Here is a 19423-nt window from a genome sequence, read left to right on the forward strand (position 1 = left end):
GCATGACCATGCCCGATGAAACACCTGCATCCCTATCGCCCGACGTATCCCACGAGTGGCTCGAACAAAAAATCCCCCCGTGGCTGGTGCACACAAGCCCGGCGACCCGCCAAGCCTTCGGCGACGTATCCACCGATGCCATAGGTTGGCTCGACAGCCTCACCGGCGGCGAGCGCCGTATGTTGCAGGCGTACAACGACGCCAGCGCACACTCCCACAATGCCCTCGATCAGGCCATGGCCGGACTTCAAACGGTCGAGGCGTTCGCCAGGCCCTTGCTGGCTGCGGCGGTCAAGCAGCAATTTGCCCTCGAACCCGACCTGGACGCCACCTATGTGGACCTGCGCAACCCCATCGAGCTGGGCGCGCTGGGTATCCGTATCGGCAGCTTTTCGGTGTTGAGCCTGTCGCTGTTGCAGGCCGCGTTGCACAACTTCGAAGACAGTGAGTGTCGCCCGGGGGCCTTCGCCAGCAGCTCGCGCTTCAAGCGCGGACCAGGCGAAGGGGGCACCACCCTGGACCTGTCGATGAGCATCGCCGGCTTTCTCGGCCTGTGCCGCACCCTGGATGTGGGGGCGAAATACCAGGCCTACCTGAAGCAATTTCTGCAATCGGCCAGCGGCTTGCGTGAGATCGTCATCAAGGCCCAGAAAGATGCATTGCAGGCCGCCGCCTACCAGGCGCTGCTCAAGGGTGATATCGGCGTGGGTGATTACGCGGTGATCCGTGGGGTGATCGCCGACCGGCGCGAGATCCGCGACGGAGGCAAGCCTGTGTGGTTCAACGACATCAGCCTGATGGGCCTGCGCCTGTCGGGCTGCACGGCGTTCGTGGCGGTGGAAAAACACCAGTCGGCGCAAGGGGTGCTGGTCTACATTCCCAATGACCCGGAACACCCGTTGAAGAAATACGCCAGCCACGATGAGCTGCAGGCCGAACTGACGCGCCAGTTGATGGCCGGCAGTCTGCAAGCACCCGCCGGCAGCGGGCCGAGTCGCTACCAACGGTTCCTCGCCAACTACGTCGCCTACAGCGACCAGCCGACCTATTGGCGACGCTTGACCCAGGAAGCCGCTGACCAGCCCCGCGACCCCTTTATGGCCTTGCGCGTCAGTCAATATGTGCTGCCGTTTGCGTCGCCGTTGCTGTCGGTTCTGGTGGGGCCTGATCAACTGCCTGCGCCCAAGACCGTGCGGGAGCCCATCCACGACCCGGATTTCTATGTCCAGGTCATCGCCAAGCGCGAACGCTGGCAAGAGAACGTGGAATTGTGGGGGGATAACTTCGACAAGCTGCGCGACAAACTGATCGCTGATGCGCGCGGGCATGCCGTGCCCACCGCCGAGGTGGACGCCCAGGCCCGCGCGAGAAAAATTGCGGCCCTGGAAAATGCCGGGCTGTTGGCATTGAACCTGGTATCGATGTTCGTACCGGGCCTCGGTGAAGTGATGATGGGCGTGATGGCGGCCCAGTTGCTCTACGAAACCTTTGAAGGCGTGGTCGAATGGCACCAGGGCGACCGTGAGGCGGCGCTTGAGCACTTGACCGACGTGGCCGAGAACCTGGCCTTCGTGGGGGTGATGGCGGCCGGTGGCGCGGGCTTGCGCAAAGTGCTCAGCCCGCCGCCGGCGATTGCCGGGCTCAAGCCGGTGGCCTTGCCTTCGGGCGCGCAAAAACTGTGGAAACCAGACCTGGCGCCGTACAAGGTGCCGGCGCCATTGGCGGCGCAAGCCACGCCGGACGCCCTGGGGCTGTATGCCCACGACGGGCGAGTGGTATTACCGCTGGAGGGCGATCATTTCGAGGTTCGACACGACCCCGAGACGGGCGATTACCGCATCCAGCACCCGACACGCCCGCACGCGTATGCACCGCGCCTGGAACACAACCACGAAGGGGCCTGGCAGCATGAGCTCGACGAGCCGCTGACCTGGGACGATACCACCACCTTGCGCCGCCTCGGCCAGCCGGTGGAGGGGCTGAGCCCCGAGCGCGTACGGCAGGCGCACGAGGCGTGTGGCATTGAAGCTGACGCGCTGCGCGCCGGGCATGTGGACCATGAGCCGATCCCCCTGGCGCTGGCCGATACCCTGCAACGCTTCAGGCTCGCAGAGGAGCTGGCCGACTTCATCACGCGGATGAAGTCCGCTGAGCCGACGCTGTACGCCAAGGCCGATCCCGCATTGCAAATGGACTTGCTGCGACGGCGGGGCATGCTGCCCGACACACCGCTCGAGGTCTTCGAATACGCCGGTCAATCCCTGTGGCGTGACCCGGCCCCGGCAGGGCAGCCGCGACGCGCCGTGGTGCTGCCAGAGGGCGCGTTGGCGCGTGGTGAGTTGCTTGAGGTGCTGCTGGAAAACCTGCAAGACGATGATCCGCCGCTGAGGGAGTTCCCCGGCCAGCCAACTGATCCGTTACCCGAGCGGGCGCGCCTGCTGCGCCTCGACCTTGGCGAGCAGGCCCAAGCCATTGAAGGCGATCTGCTGGAGGGGCGCTACCGGGCCTGGAACGCCAGCCTTGACCCGGACGTCACGCGGATGCAGGCCCAGTACCCAGGCTTGCCGAGCGCCATGGCCGAACAGCTGTTGAGAAACCTCGGCGAGGACCAACTGTCGGGCTTTCGCCGCGATGGTCAATTGCCGCAAAGCGTAAAAGAGCAGGCCCAATGGCAGCAGCAGGAACTGCGCCTGACCCGCGCCCATGAAGGGCTGTTTATCGAGTCGCTGGCCAATGCGGACACCCGGCGCCTGCAAGCGCTCGCCCAGCATTCACCCTTGTCACGGGAAGCTGCGCGTGCGCACCTGCTGGAACATCCCCTGCGTAAACCCGCCTACGACACCTCGATGCGCCTGCTGGGCGGTGGGCGCGGCATCCGTCAGTTGGCGAATACGGCGGCCAATGTGTTTCGCGCGCCGACCGAGCGCGTGCGGCGGCTATTCCCGACCTTTAACGACGCCGAAGTCGCCAGCTTTATCGCTTCATTGGGGAGCGATGTGCGCAGCGGCTTGTTCCGCCTGGAAAACGAATACGCAAGCCTCAAGGGCGACCTCAAGGCATGGGTGCGCGCCAATGCCTCGCCACTGAGTGACACCGCCTTTGAACGCCGGGGTGGGTTCGCCAGAGCCTACGCCGATGCCATCAAGCGCTGTTGGCGGCGGGAAACAAACACGCTGAAAATCGACCCCGGCCAGCCGCTGAACCTGCCAAGGCTGACGGCCGATTTCAGCCATGTTCAAGAGTTGCAGTTGAACAACGTTGAGTGGGACGCCGACGCGAACGCCTTTCTGAACAACTTCAAGCAACTCCAGCACTTGCGTATCAAGGCGGCTGCGCTCTCGGAACTGCCCCTGGCGCTGGGTGATATGGGCAACTTGACCCACCTGCAGCTGCGGGCAAACCAGATCCGCTTGACTGCGCAAAGCGTCCAGGCATTGGGCGGCCTGAGCCGGCTGCAGCGACTGGACCTGGCGCAGAACCCCCTCGGGCTGGCGCCAGACTTCACTGGCATGCCGCACCTGAGGTACGTGGACCTGAGTCGCAGCGGCCTCGAACAGTGGCCGACCGGCTTGCGCGAGCAGGCGGACTTGCAGGAACTGAACCTGCGGGACAACCTCCTGCGTGCGATCCCTGCCGACCACCTTGAGCCACTGCCTGAGGACGCCGAGAAAATCATCAGGATCAATCAGGTCACGTCACTGATGGGCAACCCGTTGTCCGCAGAAGCCGAACAGGCACTGGACAATTATTGGCGCCGCCTGTCTGTGACCCACCCCCGCCTGCTGGTCGATGGTCGCGGTGACCGCTTTTCGGTCATGTCCCCTGCGATCACCCAGATGTTCCAGATGTTTCCCAATTACGACATCGGCCAATGCCGGCAGTACATCTGGAGCCTGGGCCCGGGCGCATCAATCGAGTTGGCCCGCATGAGCCGGGAGTTTGTCGGGCTCAACGCGCAGCTCGACGCGTGGGTCTTCTCGGGCGGGGGCGCGCGCCAGCGCTACGTGCGCGCGGCCCAGGTCTTGGAAAACTTTGCAGGGCGCGATGATCGCGTCCTGGCCAGGAGCCGGATCCTGGCGTGCTGGCGCAAGGAAACCCCTCAACGCCGTGCGGCGGATGGGACACTCTTCGGGCAGGAGCTGGACCTCAGCGACCTGGCCCTGCCAACTCTGCCGGACCTGGACGCCGACCTTGATCACGTCGGTTCGCTCAAGCTTGCGGGCATGCACCTGAACACTTCGCCGGAGGGTTTTCTCGAGCGTTTTCGCGGGTTGCGCTGGCTCGACATGTCGAACAACCAACTGCGTGAGCTGCCACCTGCGCTGGGGGAAATGCACGGTTTGACGCGGCTGTTCCTGGACAATAACCAGATTCGCCTGACGCCTGACACCGCACGCATCTTGTCCGAGCGCACCACGCTCAGGGCGCTGTGGATGGATCGAAACCCGCTGGGAAGTGTCCCCGATTTCAGCCTGATTCCTGACCTGCGCAGCGTGCACCTCAATGGCACCGGCATCGAACACTGGCCCGTCGGGCTCGGCCCACAGGCACTGTTGGACGACATTGACCTGAGCAATAACCAACTGACGACGCTGCCCGACTACATCATTGCGCCCTCGGATCAACAACGCCTGCGTTCGGTGCGTCTGTCTTCTATCATGCGCGTCGACAACAACCCGTTTAGCGAGACGACTTTGCAGCAGGTCAGGGCCTATTCGGCCCGTCTGCAAGCTGACGGGTTGCTGCATGACCATCAACCGCCGCGTCTGGTCAGCACGGCGCTGGGCCTGCGCTCACCGGTGGCGACCAGGGTGTTGGGGACGCCGTTCGAGCGCTGGGCACGGGGGTTCAGTCCGGAGCAAGTCGTCGACAGGACGCGGCAATGGCAGACCTTGCGCGATTGGCCGGGCAGTGACGGTTTTTTCCAGATGCTCGCCGACCTGGACATCCCCGATGCCGCTCGCGATGACCTGCAACAGCGGGTCTGGGCTGTGATTGACAGCATTACCGAACCCGGCGCCGAGTCCGAAGCCTTGCGCGAGGAAATGTTCACTTGGGCCGGCCGCGCGGCATGCAGCGACCGCGCGGCGTTGTCCTTCAGTAATGTGGAGATCATGCGCCTGGTCTACCGCGCCAAGGCCCTGGCGACCGAGGCGGAGCAGGGCCGGGAACTGTTGACGCTGGCCCGTGGACTGTTTCGTCTGGATGAAGTGGAAAAGACCGCGCTGTCCGATATTGCTGCTCGCACCGACCTCATCAACAACGCACCTGATCTGTCTCAGCAGGCGCGGCTCGCCAGAATCGAGCAGCTTGAAGAGGTGGAGATTCGCCTGGCTTATCGCCATGGGCTCAAGGGCAAGCAACAACTGGATTTGCCGGGGCAGCCGGACCGGGTGCGCTTTACGTCGCTGGGCAAGGTCTCTCAGGCAGTCTTGGATGACACCTGCACGCGGATCCGGGCCTTGAACAACTCGCCGCAGGAGTTGCAAGCGCTGTTGTCCAGGGACTTCTGGAAGGACTACGTGACCCGCCGGTATCAGCCACAATTCGAGGCCCTGCAAAAGCCCTGTCAAGAGCAGGTGGCAGCGTTGTGGGAGCAGTTCGAGGCCGGGCAACTACCCCGCCAACGCTATGAAGCCCAGGCGCGAGCCTTGCAGGATCAGTTGGCAATTGCCGAGGCAGAGCTGATTGAACGCCTGACGCGCACCGAGCAGGAGGCCCATCCTCTGCCGGGTCCTCCAGCGGGTTGATCGGGCAATAACTATCTAGGCTTTATGGCAGGGGTCATTCGCTAGGCTAGGTTTTTACCCGACACGGATTGCCCACATGGCAGAAACGCTTGCTTCCGATTCCGCCCCCGCAGGTAGCTTCAACGCAGACCTGCGGGGTGTTCACTATGACTTTCTCAAAGACCGTATCCCTGCCTGGTTCAGCCAGGCGACGGCACAGCGTCAACAGGAGCTGGCCGATCACCCACTGCACCTGCCAGCCTGGTACGCCAGCGCCGGGCCCGCCCTGGTTGCGCGCCATACCCACTGGCGCGAAACACTGAACACCCTCGATGCCCAGTTGGGGGCCCTTGAAGACCCTGCTGCGTTCGCCGAGCCAAAGCTTCGCGCCGCGATCAAGCAGCAGTTCAACCTGGACCTGGATGTCAGGCGCGTCTACTTCGCGCGCAAGTACGCGTTCAAGAACCGTAATGACCTGTACGGTTTTTTCAGTTTCGAGCATACCCACGATACAACGCTCGATTACCGTTACCGGGGTCAGTCGCTGCTAGAAGCGGCAATGGCCAATTTCGCGCCAGGTGAAGAGCAGCCGGCAGCTTGCGACGATTGCCAGATCCTGACCACCTGGGGCTCCTACGACGACGAGGTCACACCCACCTTCGCGGAGTTGGCCGATCACGCAGTGGCCATTGCCCCCCATGCATTTGCCCGGCTCTGTCGTACCCTGGACCTGGGCGCGCAATACCAGGCCCATATCAAGGCGCGGCTGACGCCCGACGACAAGGCCGCGCGGGAAGCACTGGAGCAGCAGCTGGAGCAGCATCACCGTGCCCAGTTGGCGTTGAGCCTGGAACTGGAGCGGGTGCATTCACCCAACCTCAGCGCCGCTGCGCGCACCCTGCTCGAACGCCTGCTGGCCGACCAGGCACCCTTGGCCCTGCAAGGGCGGCCGGTGACGGTGGCCGCCGTGAAACTGTTTGGCGCGGTTCTGGTAGGGCCACTGCTGATCGGGCCCGCGCGCCAAGGCAGCGACCGGCCTGAACCGCTGGTGGTCTACCTGCCCAATGACCCGGAACAACCCCTCAAGGAGTACACCTCCAGCGGTGAGTTCATGGCCGATCTGCGGGCCCGCCTGCACAGCGTTGAATACCGGCGTTTCTTCAGCGGCTATATTGCGGTGCGTGAGCAGGGGGCGGTTTTCCAATATTTCAATCGCTTGTATCAACCCGCTGGCGGTGCGGCCACGGTTGATTTTCCGCTGGCATCAAACTTGGCGCGCCTGCCGCTGGACGAGGTGGCGATTACCGGCAACCTTTGGACGCAGTTGCGCCAGGCCCAAGTGCGCAAAGCGTTTGCCGATGCGCGCAGCGTTGTCGTGCCCACTGGCGACGAAGACCGCCAGGCCCGTCTGGAACGCTTGCAAAGCTATGCAGCCGCTGTGGTGGGCCTGCTGAACCTGGGCGCCTTTGTGGTGCCCGGCCTCGGCCCGCTGATGCTGACCCTGGGCGCGGCGCAGTTGACCGACGAGGCGTTCGAGGGCATTGAGGCCTACGAACAGGGTGAGCTCACTGAAATGTGGGCGCACTTTGCCAGCGTTGCCCTGAATGTCGCGGCTGTCGGCACCGGCGCCAAGGTGTTGCCGCAAGTGCGCCTGTCCAGCCTGGTGGATGGGCTGCAACCGGTGACCCTGGACAGTGGCGCACAGAAATTGTGGCGCCGCGACCTTGAACCCTATCGAGCCTCCGTCACCTTGCCCGAGGGCGCGCGACCCAATGCCCTGGGCTTGTATGCCGACGACGGGTATAGCGTGCTGTCCCTCGACGGTCAGCATTACCGGGTGCGCCAGGACCCCGCCACGGGTGAGTACCGTATTCGCCATCCCTCACGGGCGGGGGCTTATGGGCCGCGCCTGGCCCACAACGGCCAGGGGGCCTGGCGCCATGAGCTGGAGCAGCCCCAGACCTGGCACGGGCCACGCTTGATGCGACGCCTGGGGCCGGTGGTAGAGGGGTTCAGTGATGCCGAACTGGAGCAGATCCGCCATGTCAGTGGGGTGGACGAAGACCTGCTGCGCCGACTGCATGCCGACAGCGGCGCGACACCGACGATCCTGCTCGACACCGTGCGCCAGTTCCGTGCCTATGCCAGCGCGGTCGAAGTCGCCGAAGGCATTGGCGCCGACGCGTTGCCCGATGCGCTCTGTGGCTATGCGGCGACCCTGGCGGTCGAGCTGCCGGGATGGCCGGCAGACCATGCAATAGAGGCGTTCACCGGTCCTGGGCTCAGCGGGGCATCGGTTAAATACGGTAGTGCGGATGCGTTGCCGGTGAATACCTTGCAGGTCGACCGCGCCGAGCTGATGTCTGGAAAGCTGCCTGAACGGATCACCGATTTTCTCGGCGAAACCCGCATGGACCAGTTGGTGGGACGCTATACCGCCCGCGACCGCGCAGCGCGCATTGGCGCGGTGAAGTCCCGCTTGCAGGCGCGAGCGCTCCTGGTGCGCGCACGGCTGATGCGCAGTGCCTACGCCGACCAGCAACCCGTGACCGATGCCGCGGAGGCGCTGGTCCAGCGTGACTTCCAGCACCTGCCAACGCTGATGGTACGAGAGATGCTTGACGCGCTGATGCCCCTGCAACGCACGGCGCTCAACCGCGCTTCCCGCCTGCCATTGGACCTCGCTCAGAAAGCACGGCTGTTGCAGCAACAGGCCCGTCTGGCCCACGCCTACGAAGGGCTGTACCTGGAAGCCCTGGCCAACCCGGACACCGAGGCCTTGGTGCTCAATACCCTGCAACGGTTGCCGGGCTGGTCTGACGACTTGCGCCTTGAAGTGCGCGAAGGTGAATTGCAAGGCACCCTGCGCGCCAGCTTCGGCGCAGTTGATGCGAGCGAGCGTAAGGTTCTGGTGCGGGTGGGCGACGGTCGCTACGAAGCGCGTAACGTGCGTGACGAGCACCTGCACGGCAGTGACGACCTGTATGGGGCCATTCAGCACGCATTGCCCGACCGTCACCGCCAGGCCCTGGAGCTTGGCCATGTCGCCCAAGGTGCACAGCTCAAGCAAGCCATCATCGCCCATGCCTTGCCCCGTGACGCCTTGCGTGCCGTGTTGGATATGCGTGCCCCGCAGCGTTCGTTTTTCCGCTCGCCGGTGATCAGTGCCGGCCGGCTCGGCTACCCCTTGACCGGGCGTGGCGCCGGCGCCAGCGCCGTCACGGTCGGCGACCGGGTACGTCGGCTCTTTCCGGCGATGAGCGACGCGGCACTGAATGAGTTTCTGCAAGGTCGCGACTTGGACAACACGGCCTGGCTGCTAGAGCTTGAGCTGGACTACAAACGACTCGACGACATGTTGACCGAGTGGGTGTGGACCGACGCCGGTCGCACCTCGCTGCGCGCACGCCGCATGATCGCCAAAAGCCTTCGCGACGCCTGGCGTAACAGCAGCCCACATTGGGACGTCGACCTGCGCGGGGCCTATCGCGGGCAAGCCCTGCAGCTGGAGGGTGAAACGGTGGGCGCCGAGTTGGCAACGCTGCCGGCATTGCCGGGCAACTTCAATCACGTCACTGGCGTGACCCTGGCCCATTGCAGCCTGACCGAGGAGGGTACGGCGTTCCTGTCGACGTTTCGCAACCTGCGGGCGCTGGATCTTTCCGACAATGACCTCACTCGCATCCCTCCGGTGGTGGAGCGGATGCCATTCCTGGAACATCTGGCCCTGGATGATAACCAGATCGTGCTGAGTGCCGGATCGGTGGCCGCCCTGGGTGCAAAAGTGGCGATGAACATGCTGTCCCTGGAGGGCAACCCGCTGGGGCAGGTGCCTGATATCAGCCGCATGACCCACCTGCGGTTTTTGTTTCTGGCAGGTTGTGAACTGACCCGCTGGCCCGTGGGCTTGTTTGCCCGGCCGAGGGCGCGGGGGTTTATTCTCGACCTGACGTCCAACCCCCTCAGCGAGATCCCTGACGTGGCGCCAGGGTCCGACCGGGCCCAGATCCTGGCCAGGACGGCCGTCACCCGTGATCAGATTACGTCCCAGGTGTCGGACGCGCTCAAGCTCTATACCGAATCTGTGGGGCTGGACCCCAACCGTCGGCTTCCTCCTCGGGGGGCGCAGGACAGCGCCCACTGGATGGCCGGGCTCACGGCGCAGCAATGGGTGGAAAAACAGCCCCTATGGGACGCAGTAGAAGAAGCGGAAGGGGCCGAGCCGTTCTTTGATGAGTTGCGCAAACTCAGCGAATCGTCAGACAACGATGACCCGCAAAACAAGGAGGAACTCACCGCCAAGGTCTGGCAGATGCTGGAGGCGATGGCAGCCGATACCGACCTGCGCGAGCGCTTGTTTCTGATGGCGCTGGCGCCGACAACCTGTGTGGATGCCGGCGCCCAGTTGTTCAATGCAATGGGGGTCGAAGTGCTGGTGCAGCAGGCTCGCGCCATCGTCGATGAACCCTTGCGTACACGCACGTTGCTGAACCTGGCCATCGGCAAGTCGCGCCTGGATGAGTTGGGCAAGATCGCCAATGCGCGGGTGGCGGAACTTGTCGAACAGGGCATGCGCCACCCGATCTACGATGAGGACCGCTTTGTGATTCCTCAATATGATGCGGCCGGCAATATCCTCGGGAGCATTGATGAAGTGGAGATCAATTTGGCGTACTACACCGAACTGGCCATGCCGCTGGCGCTGCCCTGGCAATCGAGGAGCATGAAATTCGCCGAGCCGAATGTCACGCCGTCTCACCTTGAAAGCGCCTACAGGCGTATCGAAAGGCTTGAACAGGGGGACCTGTTGTGGAGCAGGGTCAATGAGCAAACCTTTTGGTCCGACTATATCCAGGTGGCTTACGCCACAGACTTCCAGGCCATTGACCGCAAGATCGAGGCGCTGACCGACTTGCTGGTGGCGCAGCGGGAATGGGGCGCGGACGGTCGGTTGACGGCGCCACAAAAGCAGGTACTGCGCGACACCATCCGTGTTTCCGGCCAGTTGCTGGGCATGACGGATGAGCAGTTGGGCGAGGGCCGGGTGATGACCGACCTGCAATACGATGCGGACATGGAGGTGCTGGGCCGTGAGCGCAACACGGTGCTGGCGCGCGTGACAGGTCGGGTGATGAGCCGCTTCCCGGTCAACACCCTGGCGCCGTGGACGCCAGGGTTGTTGGCCTAGAACAGGAAATAACGCTGGGCCATTGGCAGCACCTCGGCCGGTTCGCACCACAGCAGCACACCATCGGCCTTGACCTGGTAGGTCTGCGGGTCGACCTCGATGTCCGGCAGGTAATCGTTGTGGATCAAGTCGGTTTTCTGCACCTCGCGGCAGCCCTTGACCACGGCGATCTGCTTCTTCAACCCCAAGGCCTCGGGCAAGCCTGCAGCCTGGGCCGCCTGGCTGATAAAGGTCAGGCTGGTGGCGTGCAACGAGCTGCCGAAGCTGGCGAACATCGGGCGGTAGTGCACCGGCTGCGGCGTCGGGATCGAGGCGTTGGCGTCGCCCATCAAGCTGGAGGCAATCGCGCCGCCCTTGAGGATCAGGGTTGGCTTGATCCCGAAAAACGCCGGGCGCCACAGCACCAGGTCGGCCCACTTGCCCACTTCGATGGAGCCGACGATGTGGCTGATGCCGTGGGTGATCGCCGGGTTGATGGTGTACTTGGCGATATAGCGCTTGGCGCGGAAGTTGTCGTTGCCGGGGCCATCGCCGGGCAGGGCACCGCGCTGTTTTTTCATCTTGTCGGCGGTTTGCCAGGTGCGCGTGATCACCTCGCCGACACGGCCCATGGCCTGGCTGTCGGAGCTGATCATGGAGAACGCACCGAGGTCGTGCAGGATGTCTTCGGCGGCGATGGTCTCGCGGCGGATGCGGCTTTCGGCGAAGGCCACGTCTTCGGCAATGCTCGGGTCGAGGTGATGGCAGACCATCAGCATGTCGAGGTGTTCGTCGATGGTGTTGCGGGTGAACGGCCGCGTCGGGTTGGTGGAGCTGGGCAGCACGTTGGCGAAGCCGCAGGCCTTGATGATGTCTGGCGCGTGGCCGCCACCGGCACCTTCGGTGTGGTAGGTGTGGATGGTGCGGCCCTTGAGCGCGGCGAGGGTGGTTTCGACAAAGCCCGACTCGTTGAGGGTATCGCTGTGGATCGCCACCTGCACGTCGTATTCATCGGCGACGCTCAGGCAGTTGTCGATGCTCGCCGGGGTGGTGCCCCAGTCTTCATGCAGCTTCAAACCGATGGCGCCGGCCTTGACCTGTTCGATCAACGGTTCCGGCAGGCTGGCGTTGCCCTTGCCGGTAAAACCGATGTTCATCGGGAACGAGTCGCTGGCCTGGAGCATGCGCGCCAGGTGCCATGGCCCGGAGGTGCAAGTGGTCGCATTGGTGCCGGTGGCCGGGCCCGTGCCGCCGCCGATCATGGTGGTGACGCCGCTGGTCAGCGCCTCTTCGATCTGCTGCGGGCAGATGAAATGCACATGGCTGTCGATGCCGCCGGCGGTGAGGATCATGCCTTCGCCGGCGATCACCTCGGTGCTGGCGCCGATGGCCATGGTCACGCCGGGTTGGATATCCGGGTTGCCGGCTTTGCCGATGGCGTGGATGCGCCCGTTCTTCAGGCCGACGTCGGCCTTGACGATGCCCCAGTGGTCGATGATCAGCGCGTTGGTGATCAGGGTGTCGACCACTTCGTGGGCGAGCAATTGGCTTTGGCCCTGGCCGTCGCGGATAACTTTGCCGCCGCCGAATTTCACTTCTTCGCCGTAGACGGTGAAGTCTTTTTCCACTTCGACAAACAGCTCGGTGTCGGCCAGGCGGACCTTGTCACCGACGGTGGGGCCGTACATGTCGGCGTAGGCTTGGCGGCTGATTTTCATGTGTGTGCCCTGAAATAGTTGTGTTGAATGTGAGACCGCTTTCGCGAGCAAGCCCGCTCCCACAGGAGAACGCATTCCAAATGTGGGAGCGGGCTTGCTCGCGAAGAGGCCCTAAAGATCACCCATAACCCGCCCGGCAAACCCAAACACCCGCCTGCCCCCACTCAAATCCACCAACTCGATTTCCCGACTCTGCCCCGGCTCGAACCGCACCGCTGTCCCCGCCGGAATATTCAAGCGCATGCCCCGGCTCGCCGCACGGTCAAACGTCAGCGCGTCATTGGTCTCGAAAAAATGATAGTGCGAGCCCACCTGGATCGGCCGGTCGCCGCTGTTGGCCACACTCAGGCTGATCGTACGGCGGCCGACGTTGAGTTCGATGTCGCCAGGCTGGATCTGATATTCACCAGGAATCATGCAGGTTGCCCCAGGGTCTTGAAGTAGATGGCGGTCGGGCTGTAGCGCCCGTCCGGGCTTTGGCAGTAGTCGGGCAATTCACCGATCCTGGTGTAGCGCAGCGACTGGTAGAAGGCTTCGGCGGCAGAGCCGGCCTCGGTGTCCAGGTACAACAGGCCGCGCTTGTGTTGGCGCGCGGCGAGTTCCAGGGTGTGCATCAATTGCTGGCCGAGGCCGTGGCGGCGGGCGCTGCTGTGCACCAGCAGCTTTTGCACCTCGGCGCGGTTGCGGCCGTTGGCTTTCTGGCACAGCGCCAATTGCACGCTGGCGATCACTTGCTCATCGCGGACCACCACCCACAGCAGCAGGCTGGCGTCTTCGATGCTCGCCTGCACGCCGCTCAAATAGGCGCGGGCCTGGGCCTCGTCGAAGTCGCCCATGAAACCCACGGAAGCGCCGTGCCTGACCGCGTCCAGCAACAGCTCGATCAAGCCCAGGCGGTAGTGGGCGAAACTTTCAGCATTGACTCGACGCAGTTGCGTAGCACTCATCGCTGTCACTCCTTGGGCGGTTCGGCGCCCGGGTTCAAGGCCAGTTGCATGAACGTCAGGTCCAGCCAGCGGCCGAACTTGATGCCCACTTGCGGCATCTGCCCGGTGGTGATGAAACCCAGGCGCTCATGCAGGCGGATCGAAGCGTGGTTGCCGCTTTCGATGGCGGCGACCATCACGTGTTTGCCACACGCGCGTGCACGGTCGATCAGCGCCGCCATCAGCAACGGACCGAGGCCCTTGCCGCGCTGGTCGCTGCGCACGTACACCGAGTGCTCGACGCTGTAGCGGAAACCTTCGAACGGCCGCCAGTCACCGAAGGAGGCGTAGCCGGTGACTTCACTGTTTTCCACCGAGACCAGGATCGGGTAACCCTGGGCATGCCGCGCACTGAACCAGGCCTGTCGGTTGCCCAGGTCCACCGGTTGTTCGTTCCAGATCGCCGTGGTGTTGAGGACCGCGTCGTTGTAGATATCGCGGATCGCCGGCAGATCATTTTGGGTTGCGTCACGAATCATCATCAGGCCTCACGCAATCGGCTGGTGGACGGTGACCAGCTTGGTGCCGTCGGGGAAAGTGGCTTCCACCTGGATATCCGGGATCATTTCCGGGATGCCTTCCATCACTTGTTCGCGGCTGAGCAGGGTGGTGCCAAAGTGCATCAGGTCAGCCACGGTGCGGCCATCGCGGGCGCCTTCCATCAGCGCAGCGGAGATGTAGGCGATGGTTTCCGGGTAGTTGAGCTTCACGCCGCGCGCGAGACGGCGCTCGGCCACAAGGCCGGCGGTGAAGATCAGCAGTTTGTCTTTTTCCCGTGGGGTCAGGTCCATGGTTCAGGTACTCCAAATTCGGGGGGGGACGGCTTCACGGCCCAGTACTGCGGGGCGTAACAGGCGCCATAAATCGATCAGCCAGGCGCGGGCATGCAGCGCCTCGCTGGCCAGGCAGCGGGCGACCAGCAGGCCTGGCAATTGGGTCAGGTCGCCGCGCACCGCGTGGGGCAGGGCGCGGCAGGTGTCGAGTAATTCAGGGTCGATATCGCCCGTCAGCAGCAATGTGGCAAACACCGGTTGCCCGTCCAGGCCGATGGGCGAATCGAGCAAACCATCGCCACCGACAATGCGCTGGCGTTCATGCCAGAGCAACTGGCCGTCGCGGCAGATATCCAGGTGCGATTGGAAGTGGCCGAGGTCGAACCGTTCGCCGCTGGCCGGGCGGCCCAGGGCAACCACGTCCCAGTAGAACAGGCGTGCATCGCCTTGCAGTTCGATGCGCGTGGTGAGTTCGGCCTGGGCGGCACTGAATACGATGGTTTCCTGCGGCAGCCATTCCAGCGTGGCGCCGGCTTCGACAGTCAGGTCGAGCTGCTGGAACGCCGGGCCGCTGGCGCGGTACCACTTGGCCGCGCCGGGGCTGGTCAGTTGCGCCCAGGCGCCGCTGCCGACATGGGCGCTGATGTCCAGGCGATCACCGCCAGCAATGCCACCGGGCGGGTGCACGATGATGTGCTGGCACACCTCGGGGCCTTCGGCATACAGGTGTTTTTGCACGCGCAATGGGCCGAGGTGGCGGCGCATCACCGGCCGCGTAGTGTCGCCGAAGCGCGCGTAGCCGAGTTCCAGCTCGGCGTGCCAGCTGGGGGTGAACAGGGCAGGAGTAACGGGCAGGTTCATGGCAGAGTGCTTATCGTTAGGAGGCTACAGATTAGATGGTTACCAAGCCGCGCACACCCTCGCTTTCCATATTTTCACCTCGGCCCTGCTGCACGATTTCACCACGGGACATCACCAGGTATTGGTCGGCCAGTTCGGCGGCAAAGTCGTAGAACTGCTCCACCAGTAGGATCGCCATATCGCCGCGCTCCGCCAGTTTCTTGATCACCGCGCCGATCTCCTTGATCACCGAGGGCTGGATGCCTTCGGTGGGTTCGTCGAGGATCAGCAAGCGTGGACGACTGGCCAACGCCCGCCCAATCGAGAGCTGTTGCTGCTGGCCGCCAGACAAATCGCCGCCACGCCGATGTTTCATCTGCAGCAACACGGGGAACAGTTCGTAGATGAATGCCGGGACTTCCTTGGCCTCTGAACCGGGGAAGCGCGAGAGCCCCATCAAGAGGTTTTCTTCCACCGTCAGCCGCCCGAAAATTTCTCGGCCCTGTGGCACGTAGGCGATACCCGCGTGCACGCGTTGGTGCGGCTTGAACCCGGTGATGGCGCGGCCTTCCCAATTCACCGCGCCTTCTTTGGCCGGCAGCAAGCCCATCAGGCACTTGAGCAGAGTGGTCTTGCCCACGCCGTTACGGCCGAGCAGGCAGGTGACTTCACCGATCTTCACGTCAAACGACAGCCCGCGCAGGATGTGGCTACCGCCGTAGTACTGGTGCAACTTGTCGACTTGCAGCATGTTCAGCTCTCCTCAGCGACCGAGATAGACTTCGATCACGCGCTCGTTTTCCTGCACCTGTTCCAGCGACCCTTCGGCCAGCACACTGCCTTGGTGCAACACGGTGACGTGGTCGGCAATCGAGCCGACAAAGCCCATGTCGTGTTCCACCACCATCAGCGAGTGCTTGCCCGCCAGGCGCTTGAACAGTTCGGCGGTGAATTCGGTTTCGGCATCGGTCATGCCGGCCACCGGTTCATCCAGCAGCAACAGTTGCGGGTCCTGCATCAGCAGCATGCCGATTTCAAGGAACTGCTTCTGGCCGTGGGACAGCAACCCCGCCTGGCGCTGGGCCGAAGCGGTCAGGCGGATGGTGTCGAGCACTTCATCGATACGATCTTTCTGCTCGCCGCTCAAGCGTGCGCGCAGGCTGGCCCATACGGATTTGTCGGTCTTCTGCGCCAGCTCCAGGTTTTCGAACACGCTGAGGGCTTCGAACACCGTGGGCTTCTGGAACTTGCGGCCGATACCGGCCTGGGCAATCTGCACTTCACTCAGGCGGGTCAGGTCGAGGTTTTCGCCAAACCAGGCGGTGCCGTGGCTGGGCCGGGTCTTGCCGGTGATCACGTCCATCAGCGTAGTCTTGCCCGCGCCATTGGGGCCGATGATGCAGCGCAGTTCGCCGACGCCGATGTAGAGGTTCAGGTTGTTGAGCGCCTTGAAGCCATCGAAGCTGACGCTGATGTCTTCCAGGCTCAGGATGGTGCCGTGGCGGGTGTTGAGACCTTTGCCAGCAGCCTGGCCAATACCGATGGCATCACGGCCTGCGCCTGCATCGAAAATAGGTTCAAGCATGACGTTCCTCATTTCTTCAGCAGGCCGATAACGCCCTTGGGCAGATACAGGGTGACGATGATGAACAGCGCCCCGAGGAAGAACAGCCAGTATTCCGGGAAGGCCACGGTGAACCAACTCTTCATGCCATTGACCACGCCAGCGCCCAGCAGCGGGCCGATCAGCGTGCCGCGCCCGCCCAGAGCGACCCACACGGCGGCTTCAATAGAGTTGGTCGGCGACATTTCGCTGGGGTTGATGATGCCCACCTGCGGCACATACAACGCTCCTGCCAACCCGCACAGCACTGCGCTCAGTACCCACACGAACAGCTTGAAGCCGCGTGGGTCGTAGCCGCAGAACATCAGGCGGTTTTCCGCATCGCGCAGGGCCGTCAGCACCCGGCCGAACTTGCTTTGTGCCAGGCGCCAGCCGATGTACAGGCTCGTCACCAGCAACAGCACCGTCGCCACAAAAAGCACCGCCCGCGTGCCCGGTTCGGTAATGCCGAAACCGAGGATGCTACGGAAATTGGTGAAGCCGTTATTGCCACCAAAGCCGGTCTCGTTCCTGAAGAACAACAGCATCCCGGCGAAGGTCAGGGCCTGGGTCATGATCGAGAAATACACGCCCTTGATTCGTGAGCGGAACGCGAAGAAGCCGAACACCAGCGCCAGTAAACCCGGCGCCAGCACCACCAGGCACATAGCCCAGAGGAAGTGCTCGGTGCCGACCCAATACCAGGGCAATTCGGTCCACGACAAAAAGGTCATGAACGCTGGCAATTCATCGCCGGACGCCTGGCGCATCAGGTACATGCCCATCGCATAACCACCGAGGGCAAAGAACAAACCGTGGCCGAGGGACAACATCCCCGCATACCCCCACACCAAATCCAAGGCGAGGGCGACGATGGCGTAGCAGAGGATCTTACCCACCAGCGTCAGGGTGTAGGCGGAGATATTAAAGACGTTGTCAGCTGGCAGCAGCGACAGCAACGGCAGCGCCAGCAGCAGGATCAGGATCACCGCACCCACGGCAATCGTCACCTTGGGCCCGACTTTTTGCGTGGCGGTAAGCATCAATGGCTGGTTCATCAGTCGATCACCCGTCCTTTCAGTGCGAAGAGTCCTTGCGGGCGTTTCTGGATAAACAGAATGATCAGCGCGAGGATCAGGATCTTGCCGAGCACCGCACCAATCTGCGGTTCGAGGATCTTGTTGGCTATCCCTAAGCCAAAGGCGGCCATCACGCTACCGGCCAACTGGCCAACACCGCCGAGCACCACCACCAGGAAGGAGTCGATGATGTAGCTCTGGCCCAGGTCCGGGCCGACGTTGCCGATCTGGCTCAGCGCCACGCCGCCCAGGCCTGCGATGCCTGAACCCAGGCCAAACGCGAGCATGTCCACCCGCCCGGTCGGCACGCCGCAGCACGCCGCCATGTTGCGGTTCTGGGTGACGGCGCGCACGTTGAGGCCCAGGCGCGTTTTGTTCAGCAGCAGCCAGGTCAGCACCACCACGCACAGCGCAAAGCCGATGATGACGATGCGGTTGTACGGCAGCACCAGGTTGGGCAGCACTTGAATGCCGCCGGACAGCCAGGCGGGGTTGGACACTTCGACGTTCTGCGCGCCGAACACCAGGCGCACCAGCTGGATCAGCATCAGGCTGATGCCCCAAGTGGCGAGCAGGGTTTCCAACGGTCGACCGTAGAGGTGGCGAATAACCGTGCGTTCGAGTGCCATGCCGATGGCAGCGGTGACAAAAAACGCCACCGGCAGCGCGATCAGTGGGTAGAACTCGATGGCGGCGGGCACATAACGTTGCATCAGCATTTGCACCACATAGGTGGAGTAGGCGCCGAGCATCAGCATCTCGCCGTGGGCCATGTTGATCACGCCGAGCAGGCCAAAGGTGATCGCCAGGCCCAGCGCCGCCAGCAGCAGGATCGAACCGAGGGACATGCCGCTGAAGGCTTGCCCGAGGATCTCACCCAGCATCAGTTTGCGTTTGACCTGGGCCAGGCTGGTTTCGGCGGCGGTGTGCACGGCGGCATCGGTTTCGACGCCGGGGGCGAGCAAGGCTTCAAGGCGGGTGCGCGCCAGTGGGTCGCCGGTACTGCCGAGCAACCGAACGGCAGCCAGGCGCACCACCGGATCCGGGTCGACCAGTTGCAGGTTGGCCAGGGCGAGACTGAGGGCCGTGTGTACGTCTTCATTGGTCTCGCTGGCGACCTGTTGGTCGAGGAATTTCAGCTGCGCAGGTTGTGCGCTTTTTTGCAGGGTTTGCGCGGCAGCCAGGCGTACCGTGGGGTCGGCGGCGAGCAGTTGCTGGCTGGCCTTAACGTTGTCGATCAGGCTGCGCAGTCGGTTGTTCAGGCGGATGGTTTTGGTTTCACCGTTGACCGTGAGTTGGCCTTGTTGCAGCGCGTCCACCAACTCAATGCGTGCCGGGTCGGGCTGGGCGGCCCAGTCCTGGAGCAGCTTGGCTTGTTGGCTGGGGTTGGCGGACAGGAAGTCTTCGGCGTCGCTGGCGTGTGCTGCAAAAGGCAGCAACAGCAGGGCGGCGAGGATGAAGCGGTACAGGGCAGTGGGCATAGTCTTGGGCCTTGCTCAAACTAATGTGGGAGCTGGCTTGCCTGCGA

General features: G+C 63.4%; 12 protein-coding genes. 2 read left to right on the plus strand and 10 right to left on the minus strand.

Annotation, left to right across the window (positions count from 1 at the left end):
* Positions 1 to 8: 8 nt before the first annotated feature.
* Positions 9 to 5750: an NEL-type E3 ubiquitin ligase domain-containing protein gene (locus tag ACP7BX_RS20690; RefSeq protein ID WP_426129191.1), complete on the plus strand. Its 5742-nt coding sequence runs from the start codon at positions 9 to 11 to the stop codon at positions 5748 to 5750.
* Positions 5751 to 5826: 76 nt separating this feature from the next.
* Entirely contained in the window at positions 5827 to 10917 is a 5091-nt protein-coding gene (locus ACP7BX_RS20695) for a dermonecrotic toxin domain-containing protein (protein WP_426129189.1), read from the plus strand.
* Here ACP7BX_RS20695 and ureC read toward each other — a convergent pair.
* The 10 genes from ureC to urtB form a co-directional block, all read right to left on the minus strand.
* Complete coding sequence (gene ureC, locus ACP7BX_RS20700) at positions 10914 to 12614, minus strand: urease subunit alpha (RefSeq protein WP_426129187.1); 1701 nt, start codon at positions 12612 to 12614, stop codon at positions 10914 to 10916. The two genes, ACP7BX_RS20695 and ureC, sit on opposite strands and share 4 nt — an antisense overlap.
* 111 nt (positions 12615 to 12725) lie before the next feature.
* On the minus strand, positions 12726 to 13031 hold the full coding sequence (locus tag ACP7BX_RS20705) for an urease subunit beta (protein ID WP_426129185.1): 306 nt from the start codon (positions 13029 to 13031) through the stop codon (positions 12726 to 12728).
* Entirely contained in the window at positions 13028 to 13561 is a 534-nt protein-coding gene (locus ACP7BX_RS20710; RefSeq protein WP_426129183.1) for a GNAT family N-acetyltransferase, read from the minus strand. The genes ACP7BX_RS20705 and ACP7BX_RS20710 overlap by 4 nt, the downstream gene beginning before the upstream one ends.
* Before the next feature lie 5 nt (positions 13562 to 13566).
* The gene (locus ACP7BX_RS20715; RefSeq protein ID WP_426129507.1) at positions 13567 to 14079 is read right to left on the minus strand and encodes a GNAT family N-acetyltransferase; all 513 of its coding nucleotides are present in this window, start codon (positions 14077 to 14079) and stop codon (positions 13567 to 13569) included.
* 9 nt (positions 14080 to 14088) lie between these two features.
* Positions 14089 to 14391, minus strand: coding sequence for an urease subunit gamma (locus ACP7BX_RS20720; protein WP_010213535.1), 303 nt, complete (start codon positions 14389 to 14391; stop codon positions 14089 to 14091).
* A 3-nt stretch (positions 14392 to 14394) separates the two neighbouring features.
* Entirely contained in the window at positions 14395 to 15234 is an 840-nt protein-coding gene (locus tag ACP7BX_RS20725) for an urease accessory protein UreD (protein WP_426129181.1), read from the minus strand.
* A 31-nt stretch (positions 15235 to 15265) separates the two neighbouring features.
* Entirely contained in the window at positions 15266 to 15964 is a 699-nt protein-coding gene (gene urtE, locus ACP7BX_RS20730) for an urea ABC transporter ATP-binding subunit UrtE (RefSeq protein WP_426129179.1), read from the minus strand.
* Positions 15965 to 15976: 12 nt separating this feature from the next.
* Complete coding sequence (gene urtD, locus ACP7BX_RS20735; protein WP_177074645.1) at positions 15977 to 16810, minus strand: urea ABC transporter ATP-binding protein UrtD; 834 nt, start codon at positions 16808 to 16810, stop codon at positions 15977 to 15979.
* On the minus strand, positions 16807 to 17874 hold the full coding sequence (urtC, locus tag ACP7BX_RS20740; RefSeq protein WP_426129176.1) for an urea ABC transporter permease subunit UrtC: 1068 nt from the start codon (positions 17872 to 17874) through the stop codon (positions 16807 to 16809). The genes urtD and urtC overlap by 4 nt, the downstream gene beginning before the upstream one ends.
* Complete coding sequence (gene urtB / locus ACP7BX_RS20745) at positions 17874 to 19376, minus strand: urea ABC transporter permease subunit UrtB (protein WP_426129174.1); 1503 nt, start codon at positions 19374 to 19376, stop codon at positions 17874 to 17876. Before urtB ends, urtC begins: the two co-directional genes overlap by 1 nt.
* Between the last annotated feature and the right edge of the window lie 47 nt (positions 19377 to 19423).

The organism is Pseudomonas sp. DWP3-1-3b3, from assembly GCF_049896305.1.
In the GTDB taxonomy this organism is placed as follows: domain Bacteria; phylum Pseudomonadota; class Gammaproteobacteria; order Pseudomonadales; family Pseudomonadaceae; genus Aquipseudomonas; species Aquipseudomonas azotoformans_A.